Annotated in this window: 24 protein-coding genes; 10 read left to right on the top strand and 14 right to left on the bottom strand. The window is 60.8% G+C overall.

What is annotated here, in order from left to right:
• Window positions 1-77: 77 nt before the first annotated feature.
• From ASG68_RS25585 to msuE, 5 genes are all read right to left on the bottom strand, one after another.
• Window positions 78-1,118: a branched-chain amino acid ABC transporter permease gene (locus ASG68_RS25585; RefSeq protein WP_062584211.1), complete on the bottom strand. Its 1,041-nt coding sequence runs from the start codon at window positions 1,116-1,118 to the stop codon at window positions 78-80.
• Between the two features lies 1 nt (window position 1,119).
• The gene (locus ASG68_RS25580; protein WP_062584209.1) at window positions 1,120-2,016 is read right to left on the bottom strand and encodes a branched-chain amino acid ABC transporter permease; all 897 of its coding nucleotides are present in this window, start codon (window positions 2,014-2,016) and stop codon (window positions 1,120-1,122) included.
• Window positions 2,016-2,933 (bottom strand): ABC transporter ATP-binding protein, encoded by a 918-nt coding sequence (locus tag ASG68_RS25575; RefSeq protein ID WP_082478605.1) that lies wholly within the window; start codon window positions 2,931-2,933, stop codon window positions 2,016-2,018. Before ASG68_RS25575 ends, ASG68_RS25580 begins: the two co-directional genes overlap by 1 nt.
• 105 nt (window positions 2,934-3,038) lie before the next feature.
• Entirely contained in the window at window positions 3,039-4,142 is a 1,104-nt protein-coding gene (gene sfnG, locus ASG68_RS25570) for a dimethylsulfone monooxygenase SfnG (protein ID WP_062584207.1), read from the bottom strand.
• Window positions 4,143-4,165: 23 nt separating this feature from the next.
• Complete coding sequence (msuE, locus tag ASG68_RS25565; protein WP_062584205.1) at window positions 4,166-4,756, bottom strand: FMN reductase; 591 nt, start codon at window positions 4,754-4,756, stop codon at window positions 4,166-4,168.
• 594 nt (window positions 4,757-5,350) lie between these two features.
• Between msuE and ASG68_RS31640 the strand changes: the two genes are divergently transcribed.
• Window positions 5,351-5,494 (top strand): hypothetical protein, encoded by a 144-nt coding sequence (locus ASG68_RS31640; protein WP_156373977.1) that lies wholly within the window; start codon window positions 5,351-5,353, stop codon window positions 5,492-5,494.
• 48 nt (window positions 5,495-5,542) lie between these two features.
• On the opposite strand, the gene guaD is transcribed toward ASG68_RS31640, so the two are convergent.
• Window positions 5,543-6,877 (bottom strand): guanine deaminase, encoded by a 1,335-nt coding sequence (gene guaD, locus ASG68_RS25560; RefSeq protein WP_062584203.1) that lies wholly within the window; start codon window positions 6,875-6,877, stop codon window positions 5,543-5,545.
• Window positions 6,874-8,109 (bottom strand): urate hydroxylase PuuD, encoded by a 1,236-nt coding sequence (locus ASG68_RS25555; protein WP_062584201.1) that lies wholly within the window; start codon window positions 8,107-8,109, stop codon window positions 6,874-6,876. The genes guaD and ASG68_RS25555 overlap by 4 nt, the downstream gene beginning before the upstream one ends.
• 134 nt (window positions 8,110-8,243) lie before the next feature.
• On the opposite strand from ASG68_RS25555, the gene ASG68_RS25550 reads away from it, so the two are divergent.
• Window positions 8,244-9,158, top strand: coding sequence for a LysR family transcriptional regulator (locus ASG68_RS25550; RefSeq protein WP_062604011.1), 915 nt, complete (start codon window positions 8,244-8,246; stop codon window positions 9,156-9,158).
• 250 nt (window positions 9,159-9,408) lie between these two features.
• Here the strand turns inward: ASG68_RS25550 and xdhC are convergent, their stop codons facing one another.
• Genes xdhC through uraH form a run of 4 tightly spaced genes read right to left on the bottom strand, consistent with a single transcriptional unit; the run spans window position 9,409 to window position 14,475 of the window.
• Complete coding sequence (gene xdhC / locus ASG68_RS25545) at window positions 9,409-10,284, bottom strand: xanthine dehydrogenase accessory protein XdhC (protein ID WP_062584525.1); 876 nt, start codon at window positions 10,282-10,284, stop codon at window positions 9,409-9,411.
• Window positions 10,285-10,289: 5 nt separating this feature from the next.
• Entirely contained in the window at window positions 10,290-12,626 is a 2,337-nt protein-coding gene (gene xdhB, locus ASG68_RS25540; RefSeq protein ID WP_062584198.1) for a xanthine dehydrogenase molybdopterin binding subunit, read from the bottom strand.
• A gap of 10 nt (window positions 12,627-12,636) precedes the next feature.
• A complete protein-coding gene (xdhA, locus tag ASG68_RS25535; RefSeq protein ID WP_062584196.1) occupies window positions 12,637-14,112 on the bottom strand; it encodes a xanthine dehydrogenase small subunit in 1,476 nt (491 codons plus the stop codon).
• A 3-nt stretch (window positions 14,113-14,115) separates the two neighbouring features.
• Complete coding sequence (uraH, locus tag ASG68_RS25530; protein WP_062584194.1) at window positions 14,116-14,475, bottom strand: hydroxyisourate hydrolase; 360 nt, start codon at window positions 14,473-14,475, stop codon at window positions 14,116-14,118.
• 165 nt (window positions 14,476-14,640) lie between these two features.
• Between uraH and puuE the strand changes: the two genes are divergently transcribed.
• Window positions 14,641-16,059, top strand: coding sequence for an allantoinase PuuE (gene puuE, locus ASG68_RS25525; protein ID WP_062584192.1), 1,419 nt, complete (start codon window positions 14,641-14,643; stop codon window positions 16,057-16,059).
• An 11-nt stretch (window positions 16,060-16,070) separates the two neighbouring features.
• Window positions 16,071-16,556, top strand: a complete 486-nt coding sequence (locus ASG68_RS25520) for an ureidoglycolate lyase (RefSeq protein ID WP_062584190.1) — start codon at window positions 16,071-16,073, stop codon at window positions 16,554-16,556.
• Between the two features lie 12 nt (window positions 16,557-16,568).
• Here ASG68_RS25520 and ASG68_RS25515 read toward each other — a convergent pair whose 3' ends face one another.
• Window positions 16,569-17,123, bottom strand: coding sequence for a TetR/AcrR family transcriptional regulator (locus ASG68_RS25515; protein WP_062584188.1), 555 nt, complete (start codon window positions 17,121-17,123; stop codon window positions 16,569-16,571).
• A gap of 108 nt (window positions 17,124-17,231) precedes the next feature.
• Between ASG68_RS25515 and ASG68_RS25510 the strand changes: the two genes are divergently transcribed.
• The 5 genes from ASG68_RS25510 (at window position 17,232) to ASG68_RS25490 (ending at window position 19,723) form a co-directional block, all read left to right on the top strand.
• Complete coding sequence (locus ASG68_RS25510; RefSeq protein WP_062584186.1) at window positions 17,232-18,245, top strand: NADP-dependent oxidoreductase; 1,014 nt, start codon at window positions 17,232-17,234, stop codon at window positions 18,243-18,245.
• Between the two features lie 63 nt (window positions 18,246-18,308).
• Entirely contained in the window at window positions 18,309-18,539 is a 231-nt protein-coding gene (locus tag ASG68_RS25505; protein ID WP_244484329.1) for a putative quinol monooxygenase, read from the top strand.
• Between the two features lie 183 nt (window positions 18,540-18,722).
• Window positions 18,723-19,046: an ArsR/SmtB family transcription factor gene (locus ASG68_RS25500; protein ID WP_062584184.1), complete on the top strand. Its 324-nt coding sequence runs from the start codon at window positions 18,723-18,725 to the stop codon at window positions 19,044-19,046.
• Window positions 19,043-19,474 carry an SRPBCC family protein gene (locus ASG68_RS25495; protein WP_062584183.1) on the top strand — a complete coding sequence of 144 codons (432 nt, stop codon included), beginning with the start codon at window positions 19,043-19,045 and terminating at the stop codon, window positions 19,472-19,474. The genes ASG68_RS25500 and ASG68_RS25495 overlap by 4 nt, the downstream gene beginning before the upstream one ends.
• Window positions 19,475-19,519: 45 nt before the next feature.
• A complete protein-coding gene (locus ASG68_RS25490) occupies window positions 19,520-19,723 on the top strand; it encodes a hypothetical protein (RefSeq protein WP_062584181.1) in 204 nt (67 codons plus the stop codon).
• 140 nt (window positions 19,724-19,863) lie between these two features.
• Here the strand turns inward: ASG68_RS25490 and ASG68_RS25485 are convergent, their stop codons facing one another.
• Together ASG68_RS25485 and ASG68_RS25480 are read right to left on the bottom strand one after the other, a co-directional pair.
• Window positions 19,864-21,156 carry an NCS2 family permease gene (locus ASG68_RS25485; RefSeq protein ID WP_062584179.1) on the bottom strand — a complete coding sequence of 431 codons (1,293 nt, stop codon included), beginning with the start codon at window positions 21,154-21,156 and terminating at the stop codon, window positions 19,864-19,866.
• 384 nt (window positions 21,157-21,540) lie between these two features.
• Window positions 21,541-21,945, bottom strand: coding sequence for a hypothetical protein (locus ASG68_RS25480; RefSeq protein ID WP_062584176.1), 405 nt, complete (start codon window positions 21,943-21,945; stop codon window positions 21,541-21,543).
• 516 nt (window positions 21,946-22,461) lie between these two features.
• Here ASG68_RS25480 and ASG68_RS25475 point away from each other — a divergent pair.
• Window positions 22,462-23,487, top strand: coding sequence for a LacI family DNA-binding transcriptional regulator (locus tag ASG68_RS25475; RefSeq protein ID WP_062584174.1), 1,026 nt, complete (start codon window positions 22,462-22,464; stop codon window positions 23,485-23,487).
• Window positions 23,488-23,512: the final 25 nt, after the last annotated feature.

The raw sequence follows: 23,512 nt of genomic DNA, 5'->3' as shown, positions 1-23,512 counted from the left end.
TCCGTGCTGGTTTCAGGAATTGAATGTTTTTCTTGTTGGAAGCCCCCTGGCTTTTCAGGGCCGAGGCTTCGAGGATTTCACGCCCGCCTGATGGCGGCCGTAACGCGTGACCTCAAGCGATCCCACAACGACACCAGGCCGTCAGGCTCGAGGATCAAAAACAAAATGATGAGCGCACCAAGGACAATCCGCTGCGTCATGTCGAGCACGCCGGAATCGAAGACATCGCCTAAGAGAAATGCGCCGAGCCGCGACAGGATGAGGGGGAAGACAACGATCAGCGCGGCCCCGAAGAAGGCACCACGGATCGACGCGAGCCCGCCGATGATGACAATGAACAGGATTTGGAACGAACGGTCGAGATTGAAGCCCGCCGGTTCCACCGTGCGCAGATAGGCAAAGGCCCAGATCACACCGGCAACCCCGATGATGAAGGAGGAGATCGCAAAGGCCAGCAGTTTCGTGCGCAGGACCGGAACGCCGATGATGCGGGCAGCGGTCTCGTTGTCACGCACCGCGATGAAGTTGCGGCCAGTCTGCGACGAGACCAGACGATAGGAGAGGAAGGTAAGAACGGCGACGATAGTCAGCGCAAAGAAATAGCGCCCGACCGGCCCCTCGAAGGAAATTCCGGCCAGCGACAAGACTGGCGCATCGATCACGCCCGACGCGGAATCGTTCGAGAACCAACTGAATTTCGTCAGCGCCCATTGCACGAAAAACTGTGCCGCCAACGTCGAAACCGCGAGGTAGAAGCCGCGCAGCCGAAGGCTCGGCAGGCCAAAGACGATACCGATAACTGCTGCAGAAAGACCGGCCAGTACGATCGAGACGAGGAGCGGCAGCCCATCGACCCGCAGATTGAAATTGTAGGCTGCGAAGGCACCGACAGCCATGAAGGCGGCCGAACCGAGCGACACTTGGCCGGCATAACCGGTGAGAAGATTGAGGCCGACCCCGGCGAGGCTAAGCGCCAGGAACGGCAAGAGGATCGCCTCGAAGAGATAACTGGTGCCGACGAAGGGCACGATGAGGTAGGCGATGGCAAGCACCGCAACCGTTCCGGCGTAACGTGGCAAGGAAAACGGGAGCGAAAAATCGGCTGTGACAGCGGACACATCAGACCCTTTCCACGAGTTTCTGACCGAACAGGCCGGAGGGACGGATCAGCAGGAAGGCAAGCGCTACGACATAGGCGAACCAGCCCTCGATGCCGCCGCCGAAATATTCGCCGATATAGACCTCGGCGAGCTTTTCCGACGCGCCGATGAGCAGGCCGCCGATGATCGCTCCGAGAATGGAATCGAAGCCACCGAGAACCAGCACCGGTAGCGCCTTGAGCACCACTAGCGACAGGGAAAACTGCACGCCAAGTCGAGCGCCCCAGAGCAATCCCGCGACGAGCGCCACGAGCCCCGCCGCCGCCCAGACGCTCGCCCATATCCATGGCAGCTTGAGGCCGACGGCCAATGCCGCGAACTGGTCATCCGCGACGGCGCGGAAGCCGAGGCCAATGCGGGTGTAGCGGAAGAAAGCCGAGAGAGCGGCTACCATGCCGGCCGCCACGACAGCGGCGAAGATATCGAACTGGCTGATGAACACGCCGCCGACATCGAAGGGAATGTCCTCGATGCCGAGATCGAGACCATGAACCTGCGTACCCCAGAGCAACTGCGCGGCACCCTCGATGATGTAGGACAGGCCGAGCGTCGCCATGAACAGCGTGATCGGCGGCTTGTTGGTCAGCGGCCGAAGCACCGTGCGCTCGATCGCGATGCCGATGACCACCATGATGGCAAACGTAATGGCGAAGGCAGCCGCAAAGGGAACGCCGCGCTCGACGAGGCTGACGAAGGTCAACGCGGCGAACAGGAGGAGCGCGCCCTGCGAAAAGTTCAAGACACCGGACGTCTTGTAGATCAGCACAAAACCGATGGCGACGAGCGAGTACATAACTCCGGAGAGCAAGCCTCCGATCAGCACCTCGGTAAAGAAAAGCCAGTCGAACTCGGCCATCAGATGCCCTCCCCATCTTCATTTTCCGGCGGCACGCCGAGATAGGCATCGATCACACGCTGATCACTGGCAATTTCCTGCGGCGTACCGTCGGCGATCTTGCGGCCGTAGTCGAGCACGGCAATCCGGTCAGAAAGCCCCATCACGACGCCGATATCGTGCTCAATCAGCACGACGGTGATCGCATATTCGTCCCGCGCGAGCCGCACATAGTCGGCAAGTTCGTTTTTCTCTGTCGCAGTCATCCCGGCCATCGGCTCGTCAAGCAAAAGGATGCGCGGCTCAGCGGCAAGGGCGCGCGCAAGCTCGACCCGCTTTTGCAGGCCATAGGGCAGCGTGCCGGCAAGCCGGTCGGCATAGGGCGTCAAATGCAGGAAATCGATGATGCGTCCTGCCCGCTCGCGGGCATCGGCCTGCTCGCGGCGTGCACGCGGCAGACCGGCGATCTGGCTCAGAAAATTCGACCGGCCGACGTAAGCACGTCCGGCGGCAACATTGTCGAGAACGCTCAGCCCCTTGAACAAGGCAAGGTTTTGGAATGTGCGTGCTACGCCAAGTCGGGCGAGCTTCTGCGTCGGCACCGGACGATAGGCTCTTCCATCGATGGCGACATGGCCACGATCCGGCCGGTAGACGCCGGAAATGACATTGATCAGCGAACTCTTGCCAGCGCCGTTCGGACCGATGATCGCACGGATTTCACCATGCCGGACGGCAAGATCGACACCTTGAAGCGCCACAACGCCACCGAAGGAAAGGTCGATGCCGCGAAGCTCCAACGCCACGGGCTCGTCCGGGCGCGGTACAGCGCGGTCATGCTCGAGGCGTTCGCCATGGAGAGCGAGGTGTTCCCGAATATCAGGCGGGATCGCCACCTCGGCGCCGAGGTTTGCAAGCAGAAAATTCGATGCCGACATCGTTCAGTCCATGCTTCGCCCAACGGGCACAGGTTTCCGGTCGCAGGCGCGATTGCGCCCGCGTTACAGGCAAGGCGAAAGGCCCGGCCTCTTCAGTTTGTCGTGTTACTCGGCGGCGATTGCGGCGCCGGCTTCCGCCTCTTCCAACTCGCGTACGAGCGGAATGACGTGCTTACCGAAATATTCGACCTCTTCCTGGAAGTGCAGGAAGCCCAAGAGGATAAGGTCGGCGCCGGCGCGTTTCAGGTTGACCACGCGCTCCGCCACCTGACGCGGCGTGCCGATCAGGTTGGAGCGGAAGCCGTCGTTGTATTGCACGAGATCTTCGAAGCTGGATTTCGCCCAGTTGCCCTCGCCTTCCGGTGAAGACTTGCCGGCATTTTTCACTTCATGACCAAAGGCGTTGACAGCTTCCGGATTGGCCTTTTCGATGATCTCGGCGAGTACGGCCCTGGCTTCTTCCTCGGTCTCGCGCACGATGGCGAAGGCGTTTACGCCGACCTTGACCGAATGATTGTTTTCCTTGGCCTTGGCGCGGATGTCGTTGACCTGCTTGGCGATCTCCTCCGGCGTGTTGCCGTTGGTGAAATACCAGTCCGACACGCGGGCCGCCATGTCGCGGGCTGCACGCGAAGAACCGCCCTGGAAGATTTCCGGCTGCGGATCGATCGGCTTCGGCTTCAGGGAGTAGTTGTTGAAACGATAGAAATCACCGCGGAAGGTGAAATTTTCTTCTGTCCAGATACCGCGCAGCGCCCGGATGAACTCTTCCGAACGGCGATAGCGCTCGTCGTGATCGAGCCACGGTTCGCCGATGGCATGGAACTCGCCGCGGAACCAGCCGCTGACGACATTGACGGCGACGCGGCCGTTGGTGAGGTGATTGATCGTGGCGATCTGCTTGGCGGCAAGCGCAGGATTCCACGGACCGGGCAAAATGGCGGCGATAACCTTCAGCGTCGTCGTCGATTCCAGCAAAGCATGGCTGAAGGAGACGGATTCATGCTGGAATTCGGCGCCGTAGCCGGCCGTGAAACGGATCTGGCTCAGTGCGTAATCGAAGCCATTCGCTTCCGCGATCTGCGCGAGCTTGCGGTTATAGTCGATGGTCCAGCTGGTGCGCTGCTCGATATTCGAGATGACGAGACCACCGGAAACATTCGGCACCCAATAGGCGAATTTCACGGGCTCGGCGTGGTGTTCAGTCATGATGATGTTCCTCTCTGGCAATGTCAGTTTGCGAGCGCTTCGCGCGAAACGACGCGAAGAGCCGGATGGTGATCGGTGGCGGCAAGCGCCGCGGCTGGCAAAAGATCGATCAGTTCGGCGACGGCGCGATCGATTCGCGCTTCAACAGCCGGGTTCGAAAGTGTGTATTCGGTGAAATCCGCCTCGACGGCGTAGACTGTCGTCGGCACAGTGACGGCGCCGAAGAAGCCGAATAGCGGCCGGAACTGATGCTCCAGCATCAGGCCATGCAACGGCGTGCCGCCCGTCGCGGCCAGGACCACGCGCTTGCCCTGAAGCGCCCGGAAATCGACGAGATCGAAAAGGTACTTCAACGCACCGGTGTAGGACGCGCGGTAGACCGGCGAACCGACGACAAGAACATCGGCGGCTTCCACGGCATCGACAATCCTGCGGCCCTCTTCGTCCAACTGGTCGGAGCGGAGAGCCCTGAAAAGGATTGGTGCTACCACGGCCAGATCGATGGTATCCGCGGTGACATCCGCCCGTTTCTCGATTGCGGCGATAATGTCCGACACCACGCGTGACGTGCGTGACGGTTGTTTTACGCTTCCGCTGATGCCTAGTACCTTCATGTGCTTCCTCATCGGCCAATAATTTATAAAATCTATTATTTTAATAGATTATCAAAGGTGCATATTCCAAATTGAGCCTGATTTGGGGAATTCAATCTCGCCCCGGCGCATCGGGGCGCAACACGTCCTTGCTGGCTTCGATGATCAGATGTCGGACTGCAAATGACGGCGAGTGTGCCTAAGATCGTCGCAATCGTTTGAAGACCCACCAGGGACCTGCGCCGCAAGTCACCGCAGCCCTCATCCTATGGAGCGGCACAACTTGCGCCTCAAAGTACCCATGTTCCAGCCAAATGCCCGATCCTGATCAATTATCTTGGCCGCGGCACCCACACCTTTACTCGATCTCGTCGAGGCCGAACAAGTATCCGGGCGATGTGCATCTCATGGTCGGCGAGGTGCATTACCGGCTTCAGGATCATCCGCGCACGGGCGTGGCCTTAACGTATGTCGGCAACCGGCTGCAAAATGGCGGAGCCGTCGGCGTGTATGTCCAGCGCTCCGCTCACTTCCATCTGCCAGAAATAACGATGCACCGGTCATCATGATCGGTCTTGGCATAGGTATTGCCCCTTCCGCTCCTTGGAGCGCGAAATGCGCGGCGCAACGGGTCCGAACTGTTTGTTCTTTGGCGACCAGCACGAGGCAACGAATTACCTCTACCGCGAAGAAATCGCCAATTCGCAGAAAATGCGGCTTGCTGACGAAACTCATGAGGCGGTGCCTGTCGGTTGCTGAGGCGGTTGGGCCGACGCCAGATTTTCCTGGCGTCGGCCTGATAAACGCTCACGCCACTTCCAGCGTCCGCTTTGCTGTCACCGCTTTCCGTCCCTTCATCGCCTTGCCGGCGACATAGACTTGTGCCACGCAGCGGTCGTCGCCCATGGTCTGCAGGATGAACAGTTCGTCGGTCAGGGATTTCGCCGTGCGCATGCGCAGTTCCATCGCCGATTTGCCGCTGGAATCGAGCACGACGATATCGGCGTCGGCGCCGACATGCAGCGAGCCGATGCGGTCCTGAAGGCCCAGCGCCCGCGCATTTCCGAGCGTCATCCGGTAGAACGAGTTGAGCGGCGACAGGCGCTGGCCCTGCAGGTGCAGCACCTTGTAAGCCTCGTCCATCGTCTCCAGCATCGAGAAGCTGGTCCCGGCCCCGACATCGGTCGCCACCGACCAGCGCGCGCCCAGCTTGTCGAACCGGTCGCGGTCGAACAGACCCGAGCCGAGGAAGAGGTTGGAGGTCGGGCAAAACACGCCGACCGCGCCGGTTTCTGCCAAGACCGAAATCTCCCGGTCGCTGAGATAAATGCAGTGTCCGAGCAGCATCTTGTCCGTCAGCAGGCCGTAACGGGCATAGATGTCGGTGTAATCCTTTGCCTGCGGGTAGAGCGAGGTGGCGAAAGCGATCTCGTCCTTGTTCTCCGAAAGATGTGTCTGAACATGGCAATCGGGATGTTCGGCAACCAGAGCCTGCGCCATCTCCATCTGTTCCGGCGTCGAGGTGATCGCGAAGCGCGGGCTGATGGCATAATGCGCCCGGCCGCGGCCATGCCACTTACCGATCAGCCGCTTGGTCTCGTCATAGCCCTTCTGCGGCGTGTCGCGCAGCGCATCCGGCGCGTTGCGATCCATCATCACCTTGCCGCCGACCATCAGCATGCCGCGCTGTTCGGCTGCGGTGAAATAGGCATCGACGCTTTGCGGATGAACCGAGCAATAGGCGACCGCGGTCGTCGTGCCGTTGGAGAGAAGCTCGTCCATGAAACGCCCGGCGATGAAGGCCGCATGTTCCGGCTCGGCGAATTTCTGCTCCTCGACGAAGATATAGGTGTTCAGCCATTCGAGCAGCTGCGCGCCGTAGGACGCGATCGCCTGTGTCTGGGGAAAGTGCAGATGCGTGTCGATCAGGCCGGGCAGGATAAGGTGCGGACGATGATCGGCGACCTCCACGCCGGCGCTAGCGCCCTTGCTGACTTCGGCATAGTCACCGACGGCGGCGATCTTGCCATCTCGCACCAGAACCGCACCATCATCCACGGTGAGGTAGGATGCGGTATCGTCAATCCCCTTTGGCTCTTCGATAAAGGTCAGCAGGCGACCACGGATCAGGAGTTCGCTCATTCGGTTTTTCCTCCGTTCACAACTGTCTCGTACCAGGCGACCAGCAGCTTGCGCTCGTCGTCGGTCACTGCGGTCACATTGGCGGGCGGCATGGCGTGGCTGCGGCCGGCCTGCAGGTAGATTTCGCGCGCATGGGCGGCGATCTCGGCGTCAGTTTCCAGCACGACGCCCTTCGGCGGCTTGATCATGCCTTCCCAGCCCGGCTCCTGCGCATGGCACATGGAACAGCGGCCAAGGATGGTATCGCGCACCTTGGGAAAGTTTTCCGCCGTGACGAAAGGCTGTTGTGCCGCCGAGACCTTCTCCGGTTCGCCGGTCAGGATTTTCGGCACGGTGGAAAGCCACATGATGACGATGAAGAGCAGCACGGTTACCAGCCAGGTCCAGGTCGGATCGCCGGCATTGGCGTGGCGCGTGTTGAAGTAGTGGCGGATGGTGACGCCCATCAGGAAGACCAGAGAGGCGATGATCCAGTTGAACTGCGTGCCGAAGGCCAGCGGATAGTGGTTCGACAGCATCAGAAACAGGACGGGCAGCGTCAGGTAATTGTTATGCGTCGAGCGCTGCTTGGCGATTCGGCCATATTTCGCGTCCGGTATGCGGCCGGCGATCAGGTCGGCAACGACGATGCGCTGGTTCGGCATGATGATGAAGAACACGTTCGCCGACATGATCGTCGCGGTAAACGCGCCCAGATGCAGGAAGGCAGCGCGACCGGTGAACAGCTGCGTATAGCCCCAGGCGACCACGACCAGGATGAAGTACAGCGCCACCATCAGCCGCGTATTGTCATTGCCGTAGGGCGACTTGCAGATCAGGTCGTAGACGATCCAGCCGGTCGCGAGCGAACCCAGAGAGATCAGGATCGCGACGGGCTTGGAGACATCGAGCACGTTCGGATCGATCAGGTAGAGATCGGCGCCGGCGTAGTAGACCAGACACAGCATGCCGAAGCCGGAGAGCCAGGTGACGTAGCTTTCCCATTTGAACCAGATCAGGTGCTCCGGCATGTTGGCCGGCGCCACCAGATATTTCTGGATGTGGTAGAAGCCGCCCCCATGGACCTGCCATTCCTCGCCATAGGCGCCAGCGGGAAGGTCCGGCCGCTTGCGAAGACCGAGATCGAGCGCGACGAAATAGAAGGACGAGCCGATCCAGGCGATGGCGGTGATGACGTGGAGCCAGCGGACGGCGAAGGTCAGCCAGTCCCAGGCAATGGCGTATTCATACATGTAGGCCTCCCTGTTTGAGAGACTTCTGCCATCGCGCGATCTTCTTCAAAATGCCGGTTAATCCCCAACACTTTCAAAAAAATCTATAAGATCAACCCCGCTGTGGTCGGCATTCCCATGTGGTACAAGGGTCTATGTCCTATCTCGATAATATCCGCGTCTTCGTCCGGGTCGTCGAACTCGGTACTCTCTCCTCCGCCGGCCGCGACCAGCGGGTGACGCCGGCTGTCGCTAGCAACCGCATCAAGGAGCTGGAGCGGCATCTCGGTGTGCGCCTATTCAACCGCACCACTCGCAAGCTCTCGCCCACCGAACACGGGCGGGTGTTCTATCAGGGCGCGGTCAAGATCATCGAGGCGGTGAACGAGGCGGAGAGCGCGATCGCCGATCTCTCGCACAATCCGAAGGGGTCGCTGCGGATCACCGCCCCGCTCGGCATCGGCCGCCGCCTGATCGCGTCCGGTATTCCCGAGTTCCACGACAAATATCCGGATATCGAGGTGCGGCTGCGCCTCTCCGACCACAATATCGATATCCTCAGCGAAGGCGTCGATGTGGCGTTCAAGCTCGGCATTCTCGAGGATTCCAACCTGCGCATGCGCGGCATCCTCAACTGTCAGCGCGTCATCTGCGCAGCGCCTTCCTACCTCGCAAAACGCGGCACGCCGGAAACGCCGGATGCCCTGATCGACGACAAGCACGACTGTCTGCTGCTGCGCTATCCGGGCTCCAAGGAATATTACTGGACGCTGCAGACCCCGGACGGCACCCGCAAGCTGGAAATCGGCGGCCCCTACGATTCCGACGATGGCGATGTGCTGACCCAATGGGCGCTCGAAGGCCGGGGCATCATCAACAAGCCTCTGTTCGAGGTGAAGAGCTACCTGAATGACGGCACTTTGGTCGAAATCCTGCAGGACACACCGCCTGCCAGCGTCCAACTCGCCGCAATCTATCCGCACAAGCGCTTCCAAGACCCGAAGGTCCGTCTGATGATCGATTTCATGGCCGAACGCTGCCAGCGGATGATCGGGAAGATGCTGGAATAGAATCCACGACGCCAGATGATGTGGTAGTCTGTCGTTCGAGAAGGTGGCTATGGGGTGCGAGCATGAAATTCCCTTCCATGAGCAGTACCGAATTCGGGAGAAACCCAAAGGCAGCAAAGAGGCAGGCTGACGCTCAGCCGCTTGTCGTCACCGAATACGGTCAGCCGCGGACCAGGATTTTGAGCCGGAAAGGATCGATTTTTCCGGTCGCGATTTTACATTCTGAAACCGGCAGACTGGTGAAACGGTCTCAGCGCAAGGCGGTCAATTTGGCCGACGCGCCGTTGCTTTGAGGGGAGCGAAGATCGCCGTCCCGATCGTAATTTAGTGCCGCCGCCATGATCTCGGCCGCCGCCAGAGCGGCGATCACCGCGGGCCTCTTGTCCTTCACAGCCGTGCCGCCGATCGGGCAGATCAGGCGGTTGAACAGGTCGGCGCGTCCGACTTCGCGCGACAGCCAGTTCTTGAAGGTAGCGCGTTTGGTCTTCGAGCCGATCATGCCGACATAGGCGGCGTCCTCGCGGCGCAGGGCCTCGGCGGTGATCAGGAAATCCAGGGCGTGATCATGGGTGAGGACAACGAAGGCGCTGCCGGCTGGTGCATCGCGAACCAGAGTTTCGGGCATCGCCGTCAGGCAGGTCTCGATGCCCGGAATATTGGAGGCCGACAGTTCTTCCTCCCGCGTATCGACCAGCACGATGCGCAGCGGCACCAGCGACAGCGCCATGGCCAGCGCATCACCGACATGGCCGGCGCCAAAGATATAGACATGCGGCCGGGCGGAAATTTCCCGGTCGCTGCGGGCGATCAGGTGGTTTGAAAGCTCGGTATTCACAGCGGTGAAGGCAAGGCCGACGCGGCCGCCGCAGCACTGACCGATTTCCGGGCCGAGCGGCACATTCATCGGCTCTGCCGGCAATCTCTGCCGCAATGCACGGCGAGCGTGGTCGATGGCCATATATTCCAGCTGGCCGCCGCCGATCGTGCCGAAGATGCATTCGCCCGCTACCAGCATCCAGGCATCGGTATCGCGCGGCGTCGAGCCGGCGGCGCCCGTTACTTCGACGAGCACGCAGTCCGGTTCGCGGCGAAGGAAGTCCCTGATGTCCTCGCGCTTGGCAGCCATGCCGATCACCCGTTCCTTGCCGCGCGGCGCATTCGCTCAATGGCGAGCAACACCCGCTCCGGTGTTGCCGGTGCATCGAGGCGCGGCGCGATACGATACTCCGCAACGCTGGCCGCCGCCATCGAGATTGCTTCCAGAACCGAGATCGGCAGCATGAAGGGCGGTTCACCCACGGCCTTGGAGCGGCGGATGGTCTCCTCCCGGTTGACCGACCATTCGGCCAGCTTGACGTTGAAGATGCGCGGCCGGTCGGAGGCGAGCGGGATCTTGTAGGTGGACGGCGCATGGGTGCGCAGCCGCCCCTTTGCGTCCCACCACAATTCCTCCGTTGTCAGCCAGCCCATGCCCTGCACGAAGGCACCTTCGACCTGACCGATATCCAGCGCCGGATTGAGCGACTTGCCGACATCGTGCAGCACGTCGGTGCGATCCACCTGATATTCGCCGGTCAATGTGTCGATGCTGACCTCTGAGCAGGAGGCGCCATAGGCATAATAGAAGAACGGGCGGCCCCGGCCTTCCGAACGGTTCCAGTGGATCTTCGGCGTCTTGTAGTAGCCGGCGGCCGATAGCTGGATGCGCGATCCATAGGCGATCTTGATGAAATCCGAAAAGGCCATGCGTTCGGCACCGATACGAATCGTGTTCGGCTCGAAGGCAACGTCCTTCTCGCTGACGCCCCAGCGTTCGGCGGCGAAGGTTACCAGTCGTGCCTTGATCTGCTGGGCCGCGTTGGCGGCGGCCATGCCGTTGAGGTCGGAACCGGAGGAAGCTGCCGTCGCCGAAGTGTTCGGCACCTTGCCGGTGGTGGTCGCCGTCACCTTGATCCGGTCGAGATCGACCTGGAATTCGTCGGCCACGACCTGCGCGACCTTGGTGTAGAGCCCCTGCCCCATCTCCGTGCCGCCATGGTTCAGATGGATCGAACCATCGGCATAGACATGCACCAGCGCGCCGGCCTGGTTGTACTCGGTCTTGGTGAAGGAGATGCCGAATTTCACCGGCGTCAGCGCGATGCCGCGCTTGATGATTTGGCTCTTGCGATTGAAGGCCAGCACTGCCTCACGCCGCGCGGCATAATCGCAGGACGTTTCCAGCTCGTCGATGATCCGGCCGATGATGTTGTCCTCGACGGTCTGGTGATAGGGAGTCAGATTGCGCCCCCCGCCGCCGTAGAAATTCAGTTTGCGGATTTCCAGCGGGTCCTTGCCAAGCGCATAGGCGACCTCCTCGATCATCCGCTCGCCGCCGACCATGCCCTGCGGCCCGCCGAAGCCACGGAAAGCTGTGTTGGAGACGGTGTTGGTCTTCAATGGCCGCGAGCGTAGCCGGACATGCGGATAGAAATAGCAATTGTCGGCATGGAACAGGGCGCGGTCGGTGACCGGGCCAGAAAGGTCGGCGGAGAAGCCGCAACGGGCCGAGAACGTCGCATCGACAGCCTCGATCCGGCCATCATCATCGAAGCCGACCTTGTAGCCGACATGGAAATCGTGGCGCTTGCCGGTCGCCGTCATGTCGTCGTCGCGATCCGGGCGGATCTTGACGGCGCGGCGATATTTGCGGGCGGCGAGTGCGGCGACAGCTGCAAACAGGTTCGCCTGCGTTTCCTTACCGCCAAAGGCCCCGCCCATGCGGCGCACATTGATGGTGACGGCATTGGAAGCGACACCGAGAACCTGGCCGACCATGTGCTGGGTTTCGCTCGGGTGCTGAGTCGACGAGTAGAGCAGAATTTCGTCGTCTTCACCGGGGATGGCGAAGGAGATGTGGCCCTCGAGGTAGAAATGATCCTGCCCGCCGATGCGCATCTCTCCTTCGAGAATGTTCTTTGCCTTGGCAAAGCCGGCTGCGATATCGCCGCGCTCCAGCTTCAGCGGATCGATGACCAGCGGGTAATTGGCAGCTGCCGCTTCCAGAACGTCGGTGACGTGCGGCAGGTCCTGATAGTCGATCCTGACCCTGGCGGCTGCGCGACGGGCCTCATCGCGGGTTTCGGCGATGACGGCGAAGATCGGCTGGCCGTGAAACTCGACCTTGTCGGTCGCAAAGACCGGATCGTCGTGCTTGTGCGCCGGGCTGACGTCATTCTCGCCGGTGATGTCGTCGGCCGTCAGGATCCCGAGGACGCCGGGAGCCGACAGGACGGGCTCGAAATCGATCGAAAGGATTTGCGCATGGGCACGCTGGGATAGGCCGAGATAGGCGTGGAGTGTACCGGCAGGTTCCGGAATATCGTCGATATATTCGGCGGTTCCGGTCACATGCTTGTGGCCGGATTCATGGCGCTCGTTTTCGTGGACGCCGCCGCGGATACGCTCGATGGGCTGCATGACGTTCATGATCTTCTCCTCACACAGCCTGCTTGCGGTCGAGCCGCACCGGCTCGTCGCCCTTCGTTTCCAGATAGAAGCGGCGCAGAAGGTTTTTCGCCACCAGAAGGCGGTAATCGGCCGAAGCGCGCCAGTCGGTGAGAGGGGTGTAATCCTGTGCCAAGGCTTCCATGGCGGCTTCGGTGCTTGCCTCGGTCCAGGCAGTTCCAGTTAGTGCCGACTCGGCATGGGACGCTCGCTTTGGCGTTCCTGCCATCCCGCCATAGGCGATCACTGCGTCCGTGACGGTTCCGGCCCCATCGACTGTCAGGCGGAAGGCGCCGCAGACTGCGGAGATGTCCTCGTCCAGTCGCTTGGTGATTTTATAGACGGCGTAAAGCGCATTCTCGGGTAGGAATGGAATTTTTACGGCCTCAACGAATTCGCCGGGCTGGCGATCCTGTTTGCCATATTCGATGAAGAAATCTTCGAGCAGAACCGTGCGCCGTTTTTTGCCCAGACGCAGCACGACGGATGCACCGAGCGCAATCAGTGCCGGCGGCGTATCGCCGATCGGCGAGCCGTTGGCGATGTTGCCGCCAATCGTGCCCATATTGCGCACCTGCTGGCCGCCGATGCGGTTCCACAGTTCGGTGAGCTGAGGGAAATGTTTCGAGATCAGCGGGAAGGATTCCGTGTAGCTGACGCCGGCGCCGAAAGTGATGCCGGTCTCATCGACCACGATGCGGCGCAATTCGTCGAGATGGCTGAGATGCACGACCGGCGCGATATCGCGCATGAATTTCGTCACCCACAGGCCGACATCGGTCGACCCGGCGACGATTCGCGCCTTCGGCTCGGCTACATAGATTTCGGCGAGATCATCGACGGAGGCCGGCAGCAGGAAGCGCTCGGATCCCTCGCCGATCTCGACGCGTTTGCCATCCTTCAGGCTTTCCAGTTTCTGGATGATCGTCGCGCGCTCCGCGATCAGCGGATCGCGGTCGAGATCGCCGATGACCGACACGGCTTCGGCGGCGCGGATGATGGCGGCATAGCCGGTGCAGCGACAGAGATTGCCTTGCAGCGCCTTTTCGATCTCGGCGACAGACGGCTTCGGATTTTCCATCCACAGGCCATAAAGCGACATGACGAAACCCGGCGTGCAGAAGCCGCATTGCGAGGCATGGGTCTCGACCATCGCCTGCTGTACGGGATGCAGTGGGCCGCCGGGCTGGGCAAGCGAATCCACCGTGACGACATGGCAGCCATCGAGCGAGCCGACGAACCGGATGCAGGCATTGACGCTCTCGTATTTCAGCCGCCCTTCAAGAAGCCGGCCGACCAGCACGGTGCAGGCGCCGCAATCGCCCTCGGCGCAGCCTTCCTTGGTGCCGCGCAGATTGCGGTCGAGTCGCAGGAAATCGAGCAGGGTCTGGACCGCCGACACGGCCGAAAGCTCTACCAAACGATGATTGAGCAGGAAGCGGATGGAACTGCGAATCTGGACAGTCATGGCTCAGCTCCCGCGATAGGTAGAATAGCTGTAGGGCGACAGCAGCAACGGCACGTGGTAGTGCGCCGACGAATCGGCGATGCCGAAGCGGATGGGAATGATGTCGAGGAACGGCACGTCTCCGCTCGCATGGCCGAGATAGCCGCCGGCATGGAAGCGCAGTTCATAAGTTCCGGGCTTCATTGTTTCGCCGCTCAGGAGCGGTGCATCACAGCGGCCGTCATCATTGGTGCGGGTTGTGCCGATCGGCACGGCGCGCTCGCCGTCTATGCGGAAAAGGTCGATGCGCAGGTTTTCGGCCGGTTTGCCGAGTGCGGTATCCAGCACATGGGTCGTCAGCCGCCCGGCTGTTCCTGATTGCATGCGATTCACCTCCCGAAGACTGCATTGGTGCGGTCACTATCGACCAGCCCACTTCCCTGCGGTAGCGCCCTGATCCTTCGAGACTTTCAAAATTTTGAGGGGGAATGGCGCGCGCGTTTTCTGGTTAGAAATTGCCCGATCACATGATTTGGAGGAGGCAATTCCATGAGATATCCCCGCGATCTGCAGGGCTATGGCGCGAAGACGCCCGGTGCTGTCTGGCCGAACGATGCCCGCATCGCCGTTCAGTTCGTCGTCAATTACGAGGAAGGCGGCGAGAATAACGTCCTGCACGGGGATATCGCCTCGGAGGCCTTTCTCTCGGAAATCGTCGGCGCCCAGGCATGGCCGGGACAACGCCACTGGAACATGGAATCGATCTACGAATACGGCGCTCGCGCCGGTTTCTGGCGGCTGTATCGACTGCTGACGGAGCGGAATGTTCCCGTAACCGTCTATGGTGTCGCCACGGCACTCAAGCGCTCGCCTGAACAGGTGGCGGCAATGCAAAAGGCCAATTGGGAAATCGCCTCGCACGGTTTGAAATGGGTCGAGCACAAGGACATGGACCCGACCGAAGAGCGTAGGCAGATCGCCGAGGCGATCCGGCTGCACACGGTCGTCACCGGTGAGCGGCCGCGCGGCTGGTACACGGGGCGCTGTTCGGACAACACCGTTGATCTGGTGACAGAAGAAGTCGGCTTCGCCTATGTCTCCGACAGCTATGCCGACGACCTGCCCTACTGGCACGAGCGTGGCGACAAGCATCAACTGGTCATTCCCTACACGCTCGACACCAACGACATGCGTTTCGCCACCGCGCAAGGGTTCAACAGCGGTGACCAGTTCTTCAGCTATCTGAAGGATACGTTCGATGTGCTCTATGCCGAAGGGGCGCAAGGCGCGCCGAAGATGATGAATATCGGTCTGCACTGCCGGCTGGCTGGGCGGCCGGGGCGCGCCGCGGCGCTGATGCGCTTCATCGATTATCTGAAAAGCCATGACAAGGTCTGGATCGCGCGTCGGATCGATATCGCCGAGCATTGGGCAACCGCATTTCCGTTCCAGCCCAATGAAAACCGGCCGTCCCGTTTGGCGGAGGAGGATTTCGTCGCCCGGTTCGGTGGCGTCTTCGAGCATTCCGACTGGATCGCCAAGCGGGCCTTTGCCGGCGAACTTGGCGCCGTCAACGATACGGCGGTCGGTCTTCATACGGCGCTGTCGGCGGTGTTTCGCGCCGCGAGCGAAGCGGAGCGGTTGGCCGTGTTGAACGCCCATCCGGATCTTGCTGGAAAGCTGGCACAGGCCAAGCGTTTGACCGAAAGCTCAACCAGCGAACAGGCTTCTGCCGGGCTCGATGCCCTGACGGATGGCGAGCGAGAGGAATTCAACATCCTCAACGGCCGTTACGTCAAGACGTTCGGATTTCCCTTCATCATTGCCGTGCGCGGGCTCGGCAAGGCGGATATCCTGGCGGCCTTCAAGCGGCGGATCGGCAATGACTGGCAGACGGAATTTTCGACTGCCTGCCGCCAGGTCGAGCGGATCGCCCTGCTGCGCCTCACCGACATGCTGCCGAACTGAAAGGGGCGATCATGAAGACGATCGATATCCAGCCGCTGACCCGCGAAGCCTTCGCCCCTTTCGGCGAAGTTCTGGAAACAGAGGGCGCACAGAATTTTCTGATCAATGCCGGCAAATGCGTCCGCTACCATGATCTGGCGAAGATCGAGACGACGGGCGAGAAGGCGCGGCCGATGATCAGCCTGCTGCGCGGCGAGCCCTATCCTCTGCCGCTGGAACTTGGCATGGTCGAGCGGCATCCGCTCGGCAGCCAGGCGTTCATTCCGCTGAGCGAGCATCCATTCCTTGTCGTCGTCGCGCAGGAAACGCCCGACGGGCCGGGCGAGCCGATCGCGTTCAAAACGGCCCCCGGACAGGGCGTGAATATCGGCCGCAACGTCTGGCACGGCATCCTGACACCGCTCGATGGCATCTCCGATTTCGCCGTGGTCGATCGCGGCGGCGATGGCGTCAATCTGGAAGAGCACTTCTACGAGACGCCGTTCCTGATCCGGTAGATTTCCGTCTCATCAGGCCTTTTGCGGTATCAGAATCGCGCTTGCGATGATGTCGAATACATGATCGGCGCGAGGCACCAGCGGCGGCTGGTCCGCAAGCCAGGCCAGCGCGCTGATCAGCGCGAACAGATCGTTGCCATCCATATCGGCGCGCGCCTGTCCCTTTTCCTGGGCGCGTTCCAGAATCCGCGTGCCGGCCGTCTTGAGTGTCACACAGGATGTGTGGAGCGCGGAATTTTCATCCGCGATGGCCGCGACCATTGCGGCAATGGCACCACTGTAATCGTGCGTCATCGCGACGGCTTCATGCAGCCATGTCGTCAACGCCTTTCCGGCGTCATCCGATCGCTCCAGTTCATCGGCCCTTTGCGCCAGCGCTTCAAAGCTGTCGCGGAGCAGGGCTTCGAGCAGCGCTTCCCGTGTTGGGAAATGGCGGTAGAGCGTCCCGTCTCCCACACCGGCCTTGCGCGCGACATCCCGCAGCGATGTATCGGCGCCCCCTCCCCTGAACAGTTCGCGGGCGACGGCGAGAAGGTGCTCGTAGTTCTTTTTTGCGTCGGTTCTCATAGCGACTCTTGACAAACGGAGCGGCGCTCCCATTATATGGAGCATCGCTCCGGATAATTCGGGGCAGTGCTCCGATTTTGTAGCACATCGATCTGAATGGAGAAAGCGATGTCCAGCGAAACAATGAAAGCGATCCGAATCCACGCGTTTGGCGGTCCGGACGTGCTCGTGTACGAGGATGCGCCGAAGCCTGATGTCCAGCCGGGAGAAGTGCTTGTCCGCGTCCACGCCGTCGGGCTCAACCCGCCAGACTGGTATCTTCGCGATGGCTACAAGGCGTTGCCGCCGGAATGGCGGCCGCAGGTATCCTTCCCAATCATCCTGGGCACGGACATTTCCGGCATTGTCGAGGCGGTTGCGGATGATGTGGAGGGCTTTTCCGTCGGGGATGCGGTCTATTCCATGGTCCGGTTTTTCAGCGTCGGCGAGAGCAAGGCCTATGCCGAATATGTCAGCGTGCCGGCATCGGATCTGGCGCTCAAACCTGCCGGCATCGATCATCTGCATGCGGCCGCGGCACCCATGTCGCTGCTGACCGCATGGCAGTTCATGGTCGATGTGGGCCATGATGAACCCAACCCGCTTCAGCCGAACCGGCACGAGCCGGCGCCGCTCGACGGCAAGACTGTGCTGGTCAACGGAGCCGCAGGCGGCGTCGGGCATTTTGCGGTTCAGATCGCCAAGCTGAAGGGGGCGCATGTCATCGCTGTAGCGTCCGGCAAGCACGAGGCGCTGCTGCGCGATCTCGGTGCCGACGAGTTCATCGACTACAAGAAGACCGCGCCCGAGGACGTCGCCAGCGATCTCGATCTCGTCGTTGATGCATTGGGTGGGCCGACCACGGGCCGCTTTCTGCGTACGCTGAGACGTGGCGGAGCGCTGTTTCCTATCTTTCCTCTCGGATTTTCTGGTGCAGACGAGGCGGAAAGGCTCGGTGTTACGGTCTCCACAACTCAAGTCCGCTCCAACGGCGCGCAACTGAATGAGCTTGGTCGATTGCTTGATAACGGATCGATCCGTGTCGTTTTGGATAGCACCTTCCCGCTCGCCGATGCCCGCAAGGCCCATGAACGGGCCGCCGACGGACATATCCAGGGCAAGATAGTCCTGACGGTGGCGTGATAATGCTCGTTCTGATGGGTTACCTTCACGTCGATCCCTCCGAGGTCGACGATTTCGACGCCGATGTTCAGGAGATCATCCGTAGCACGAGAGCCGAAAGGCTGCCTCTTCTATGGCATAAGCCTGGACGACAGAACTGCCGGACGCTTTCTCGTCGCCGAACGCTGGCAGGATGAGGACGCCCTGCAGGTTCATTTGGAGACGGACGAGACTCGGGCATTCCTCCGGAAATGGGAGGGCAGGATGAAGGGTGACCTGAACGCTTACGATGTTACTCGGGAGCGTCCGCTCTAGGCACGAAAGCAAAGCCAGAGACCTGGCTGCAGGGGGAATGCGGCCGGGTCTCTGGCTTTGGTCATGCCTCCGTCTTCGCGCGTTTGGCAATCATCAAACTCATTTACGCCCCCAATCGACACTTGACGCATTCATAGCTATGTAGCTATACGTTAATTCATAGCTGAACGGATATGGATTGAGATGACTGCTGCACGCGATGAGATTTTCAGGACGCTCGCGGATCCCACACGCAGGGCGATTTTCGAACGGCTTTGCCGTGAAGGGGAGCGGACGGTTGGCGTTCTGACGGCGGGCGCGGGCGTCTCCCAGCCTGTGGTTTCCAAACACCTTGCATCATTGAAACGCGCTGGCCTCGTGCACGACCGCCATGAAGGCCGACAGACCCATTATCGTGCTGACTATGCCGCACTCGCCCCCCTCGTCGATTGGGCTCGCGAGATGACTGGCTTCTGGGAAAAGAAATTCGACGCCCTCGAAGATTTGCTGAACAGGATGGACCAATGATCGAAATGCTGACCGACACCCGAACCGTAACCGTCGAGCGCGAGATGGCGCATACGCCGGAAAAACTCTGGCGCGCGCTCACCCAGCCGCATCTGATCGCGGAATGGCTGATGAAAAACGATTTCGCGCCCGTCGTCGGCCACCGGTTCAAACTGCGTGGCGAATGGGGTGGCGTGCTAGATTGTGAAGTCTTGGTCGTGGAGGAAGGCAAACGACTGGCTTACACCTGGAACCATGCGCACGAAGACATAACCTACAACGTGAAAAGCGTCGTCACGCTGACGCTGACGCCGACTGCCAAGGGTATGCATCTTCGCGTGGAGCAAGCGGGCTTCCTGCCCGAGCAGAAGCAAGCGTTCCACGGTGCGCGCCACGGATGGGAAGGCTTCCTCGGGAAGCTGGATGCACTCGCGGCTACCCTTGACTGACAAACACATCCTGCAAGCGCTAACGACAATCTGGAGAGCATTTTCATGAGCTGTAGCAAATTCCTGCGGCAGGCCCATCGATGGATATCGATCATCTTTACCCTGACGGTCGCCGCCAATTTCGCGACCATGGCTTTCGGGCAGCCACCTGCCTGGGTCGTCTATTCACCGTTGTTGCCATTGTTTCTGTTGCTGGCAACCGGCCTTTATCTGTTTGCCCTGCCCTATCTGGTCAAGCGCAGCCCGTGACCAGATCGCCTTTCGATCCGCGCACCGCTGATTACGGATGCCGGACTTTCGAGGCAAAAAAGACGGGGCCGCGATGTTTGCGGCCCCGCCTTTTTATTGATCATCGCATAAGACGCGATTTCTCCACCACCTGTTGCCGTTCACTCCGCGAAGAAGGCGAAGCGGATGACGAACAGCACCGCGACGATCAGCGTGGCCGGGTGGATCGCCCGCCACTTGCCGGTGCAGGCCTTGAGCACGACATAGCTGATGAAGCCGAAGGCGAGGCCGTTGGCGATCGAGTAGGTGAAGGGCATGGCGAGCGCGGTGAGTGCTGCCGGTGCGGCTTCGGTCAGGTCTTCCCAATCGACTTCCGTCAGTTCGCGCATCATCAGGCCGGCCACATAGAGCAGCGCCGGCGCCGTCGCATAAGTCGGCACGGAGCCGGCGAGCGGTGAGATGAACAGCGAGGCGAGGAAGAGCACGGCGATCACGAGCGCGGTGAGGCCCGTGCGGCCACCGGCCTGCACACCGGAAGCGCTTTCGACATAGGCCGTCGTGCTGCTGGTGCCCATCAGCGAGCCCGCCACGATGGCCGTGCTGTCGGCGAGGAGCGCGCGGCCGAGGCGGCTCGGCTTGCCTTCCTGGACGAGATTGGCGCGCTTGGCGACGCCGATCAGCGTGCCGGTGGCATCGAAGACCTCGACGAGAACGAAGACCAGGATGACGTGAACGAGGCCGCCATGCAGCGCGCCGACAAGGTCAAGCTGCAGGAAAGTCGGCGCCATGCTCGGCGGCATCGAAACGATGCCCTGAAACTGGCTGACGCCGGTGATCCAGGACAGGACCGTCACGACAAGAATACCGATCAGGATGGCGCCGCGCACCCTCAGCGCATCGAGAACGGCGATGACGAAGAAGCCGAGGATCGCCAGCAGTGGCCCGGTCTCTTTCAGGCTGCCGAGACCGACCAGGGTTGCGGGATTATCGACGACGATACCGGCATTCTTCAGCGCGATGATACCGAGGAACAGACCGATACCGGTTGCGATGGCACTGCGCAGCGAATGCGGAATGCCCTGGATCAGCCAGCTGCGGATGCCGGTCACGGTCAGGAAGAGGAAGATCAGGCCCGAGATGAAGACCGCGCCAAGCGCCTGCTGCCAGGTGAAGCCGAGGGCGGCCACCACGGTGAAGGCGAAGAAGGCATTGAGGCCCATCCCCGGCGCCATGCCGATCGGCCAGTTGGCGACGAGCGCCATGATGATCGAGCCGAGCGCGGCAGCGAGACAGGTGGCCACGAAGATCGCATCGCGGTCCATGCCGGTGGTCGACAGGATGTCCGGGTTGACGAAGATGATGTACGACATCGTCAGGAATGTCGTCAGGCCCGCGATCAGCTCGGTGCGGATCGTGGTATTGTGCTCAGTCAGCTTGAAGAGCCGTTCAAACATAGTTCCTCCCTTGGCCAGGATCTCCGATCCCGGCAAACGCCATGGCCGCTCCACCGTACTCCCCCGGCGCGGCCTCCATTTACCGATTTTCAAGTCATTTCGACTTGTCAGGGCCTCTGCCCGATCAGGAACCGGCTCCCATTGCGGAAGGCCGGACATGCCTCATTTACGGTTTGATAATTGTGCGTTTTCGCGACGAAGATCGCTACCCGTCCATTTCGACGGGGCAAGCGAAAGACTTTCAAATTTTTCGGGGTCAGTGCGAGGCGGATTTTTAGAGCGGATTTGGCCCGATATCTGGACGGTATCGCCGAATTTCGCGCGAAAGAGCTCCGTTATCGGCTCAACGGCCTGGGAATAATCTTGTGAGCAATCGCAGCAAAGTCAAGGGAGCGGCATTGCAACGCGTCTCGGCGGCTCCGGGTCATCCTTGGTCCAGTTCCAGCCCGTTTCGCCGATGATCAGATCCTCGAAGTCACAGGCCGCCATAACAATGCGTCCGCCATCGCGCAATCTCGATACCAGTGTCGCGACGGCCGACTGGAAACCGGCTGCTTGCTGCGGGGTTTCATCTGCTGTCTCGATATCCGCATAGAATCGAGCGCTTCTGATGAAGTCGTAAGGCCCTTGATTCCTCGCCGAGGAGTCGAAGGCCTCGTTGCGACGGAGAGATGTCTCCAGATTCAGGTCATGGAAAAGGATGCGGCAATGCTCGTCGAGCGCTTTGCGCAGGCCGTCAATCGTCTCGTCGGTATCGATATAGAGCTTGCAGTAAAACGGATCGGACATGCGGCCTCCTGACGAACGGGTCGAGCATAGCCATCGCTACGAGCAATGCAAAATGCGCATCCCATTGCTTCCGCGATGGTGCAATCATGTCCGGCTTTTAAGAGAAGAAAAAGGTCCAGAATCGAAAAAGCCTGCCGCGGGAGGAGGTGCGGCAGGCTTTCGAATAGAACCGAACGGCAACTGGGAGGAGGAGTGTTGCCATTCCGCAAGTGCCCTCTGGGAGGAGGAGTGAAGGCACTTACAATATCGAAGCTTTGCGGGAGGAGGTGCATCGCTTCGATGATTTGACTATATATTGGTTTCGCTTAAATCATAGGCAGAATTTTGCAATGCAGCCATGCGCCATGCGCGTATCAGATGGCTGGTGGCCCTCGGATGTCGCCGAGGCGTGCTCGGCACAATCCTCTTTATCACCAATTTCATTCTTCCCGGCGCAATCATGAGAATTTTTTGAGAAAAGGTTTTTTCAGTTGACAGTTTGCCTGGTAAAAGGTTTTCTCACCGCAACGGGAGGATATGAGACTGGATACCGGGGGGGCAAAGAAGCGGATTACGATCCATGATGTCGCGGCTGCGGCAGGTGTGAGTATTTCAACGGCCTCCAAGGCCCTGAACAACACCGGGCGCATGGGAGACGAGACACGCGAACGGGTTAAGCGGGTGGCGAGCGAGATCGGTTTCCGGCCGAACGCACTGGCCCGCGGCCTGCTCAGCAAGCGCAGCTTCACCATCGGGCTTTTGACCAACGACACCTACGGTCGTTTCACACTGCCGGTGATGGCTGGTGTCTCGGAGGCGCTGGTAGATCACGGCGTATCGGTCTTCCTTTGCGCCATCGAGGACGATCCGGCGCTCGGTCAGGTTCATGTCGAAGCCATGCTGGACAAGCAGGTTGACGGTATCATCGCGAGTGGAAAGCGTCTGGATAGGAGGTTGCCCGTCGATCTGTCGAACCTGCCGGTTCCTGTCGTCTACGCCTTCACGGAGGGCGCGCCCGATAGCGTCACCTTCCGGTCGGATGACGCGCATGGTGCGACGCTGGCGGTGGAGTGGCTGCAGTCAATGGGGCGGCGGCGGGTCGTGCATGTCACCGGTCCGAAGGAGTTTTTCTCGGTGCGCGAGCGTGCCGACGCTTTCCGGTCCGTGGCCGGCGAGAGCGCCGAGGTGCTTTGCGGCATCTGGTCGGAAGGCTGGGGCCATGACGCGGTCGATCAACTCTGGAAGCGCGATGGCGAAAAGCCGGATGCGTTGTTCTGCGGCAACGACCAGATTGCCAGGGGTGCCGTCGATGCCCTGCGTGAGCGCGGAATCCGGGTGCCGGAGGATGTATCGGTCATCGGTTTCGACAATTGGGAGATTGTCGCGGCCCAGACGCGGCCGCCGCTGACGACGGTGGACATGGAACTGAAGGAACTCGGGCGGCAGGCGGGATTGACCGTGCTGGCGCTCGCGGAGGGACGGCCCGTCGAGCCGGGAGTGAGGAAACTGCCATGCCGGCTGGTGGTCCGGCAGTCATGCGGGGGTAACAGCCCGAAGCTATGAGCGACGTCAGGGAGATGGCGTCAAA

This window comes from Rhizobium sp. Leaf453, assembly GCF_001425605.1.
Classification (GTDB): domain Bacteria; phylum Pseudomonadota; class Alphaproteobacteria; order Rhizobiales; family Rhizobiaceae; genus Pararhizobium.
Note: the sequence above shows the minus strand (reverse complement) of the source record. Positions and strands in the feature narration are given on the sequence as shown.